We start from the raw sequence: 2,152 nt of genomic DNA on the forward strand, positions 1-2,152 counted from the left end.
TGAGCGCGCCGTCGGCGTCACGTGCATCCGCGCGCATGTCGGCCGCGGCGAGCAGCCGTGCGTCCTGCCATTCCGGCGCGTCGACCTTCGACAGCCAGTCGTCGCGGCGCGTGTACTCGTGCATCCGGTGCGCGGCCGTGGCCGCGACGAGACTCGCCGCGCCCTGGTTCGCATCGACCGACAGCGCTTCACGCGCGGCCTTCTCCGCGCGCGAGAAGCGGCCCGCGTACAGGTTCGCGATCGCGTCGCGCAGCGATGCCTGCGCCTTCTCGTTGCGCGAGCGCGCCCGATACGCGGCGACCCGCTGCGGCATGCGCCAGATGTTGCGCACGATACGCAGCAGCGCATACACGACGATGAACAGCACGACGATGGCGATCACGAACAGGTTCAGCGACACGTCGATCCGGTACGGCGGATAGACGAGCAGCACCTGCCCCGCGTCGAAACGGCCGACGGTGGCGAGCGCTGCGGCGATCGCGAACAGGACCGCGAGCCAGACGATTCCTCGAAGCGTCATCGTTACCCCCGGCTCTTGAACTGCTGAACGGCGTTCAGGCTCGTGTTCAGGTTCGGCACCGCAACCGTCAGCGATGCGCCGTCAACCTGCTTGAGCAGATCCTCGACGGTCTGCGTATCCTTCGATGCCTGGTCGAAATACTTCCCGAGCGACGCCTGCGCGGCGTGCAGGTCGGCCTTCATCGCGCTGTCGTTGCGCGCGAGCAGCGACAGGCGCGCGGTCAGCAGGCGCAGCTTCACGTTCTCGCGCACGAAGTAGCCCTGGTCGGGCGACGCGAGCATCGCGTCCGCGTTGTCGATGCGGCGCACCTGCACGAGCCCCTTCAACTGCTGGCCGAGGCCGGCCGAGAAGTCGTGCCACCACACCTTCCAGCGCGGCTCGCCGGCCACGGCCACGGCCGACGACGCGGCGTCGGCCGGCGCGGCTTTCGGCGCCTCGTGCGGGACGATCGCTTCGCCGGACAGCGGCAGCGCGTCGATCTTCGCAATGGCATCGTCGAGCTTGATCGCGAGGCCCGTGAGGTCGGCCGCCGGTGCGGCCTTCAGCTTCTCGATGTCCAGCGCGAGCGCCTTGCGCACCGTCACCGCCTGCGCGCTCTGCGACGTTGCGAGGCGCGCGTCGGCGTTCTGCAGCGCGATCAGCGCGAGCTGCGTGTTGCCGGTCAGCTGAAGCTGCTGGCTCGCGCTCGACAGCATCTGGTCGACTTCCTCGAGCATCCACGCATCGCGGTTGCGCGACAGGTCCTGGTATTGCTGCTGCAGCGCCTGCTGAGCGCTCTGCGCGTCGGCGAGCTTGCCGTCGAGCTGCGCGAGCTGCGTGTCGACCTGGTGCGTGCTCGCAAGCGCCTGCTCGGTCTTCAGGCGCGTCTCGGCCGTCTGCGCATCGAGCGCCTTCTGGCGCGTGACGAACGTGCCGTCGAGCCGGTCGATCTTGCGGTTCAGCGCGTAGCCGCCGACGCCCGCCGCGCAGCCGAGCACGACGACGACGAACCACAGCACCGCGCTGCCGCCGCGGCGCGCGGGCGGTTCGGACGCCATATAGGCGGGACGCGACGGCGGTGCGGATGCAGCGGCCGGCTGGGAAGCGACGCTTTTGGAATCGTTGGTATCTGTCATGCGTTTAGTCACCGGTGCGGCTGTCGCCGGTTGGACGGCCTCGTCGGCCATCGTTCGAAACGCGCGGACGATGCGCTCATCGCCCGCGCCGGTCAGCGTAATCCTATCAAAACCCAATGAACGCGCGGTCTGCTCGATCCGCGGATGCGGCGTCACGAGCGGCGCGTGCTTCAGCGCGTCGATCTCGGCATCGTTCAGGTGCGCCCGCGCGAGTTCGTGCAGGTTGCGCACGCCTTCCGAGCTCGTGACGAGCCACGCATGCGGTTCGCCGTGGAGCAGCGCATGCACGCGCTCCCACGCGCCGACGCGCGGCTCGGGCACGACGCGCCGGTATGCGGCGACGAGCGTGACGTCCGCGCCGGCCTCGCGCAACCGTTCGGCGAGCCATTCGCGCCCGCCGTCGCCGCGCACGATCAGCACGCGCTTGCCCGTCAGCGCCTGCACGCCGCCGAAAGCGGCCTCGATGCACGCGAACAGGCTTTCCGAATCGTAATGGGGTACGCCACCGTCGGCCGGC

General features: G+C 69.6%; 2 protein-coding genes. Both read right to left on the minus strand.

Annotation, left to right across the window (positions count from 1 at the left end; all coding sequences use genetic code 11):
- On the minus strand, positions 1 to 520 hold a 520-nt coding region (locus G3N99_RS39185; RefSeq protein ID WP_277396497.1), incomplete at its 3' end, for a heme biosynthesis HemY N-terminal domain-containing protein.
- 2 nt (positions 521 to 522) lie between these two features.
- A partial coding sequence (gene hemDX, locus G3N99_RS39190) for a fused uroporphyrinogen-III synthase HemD/membrane protein HemX (RefSeq protein ID WP_206125079.1) occupies positions 523 to 2,152 on the minus strand: 1,630 nt, incomplete at its 5' end.

It is taken from the genome of Burkholderia sp. Ac-20392, from assembly GCF_017104585.1.
GTDB lineage: Bacteria > Pseudomonadota > Gammaproteobacteria > Burkholderiales > Burkholderiaceae > Burkholderia > Burkholderia lata.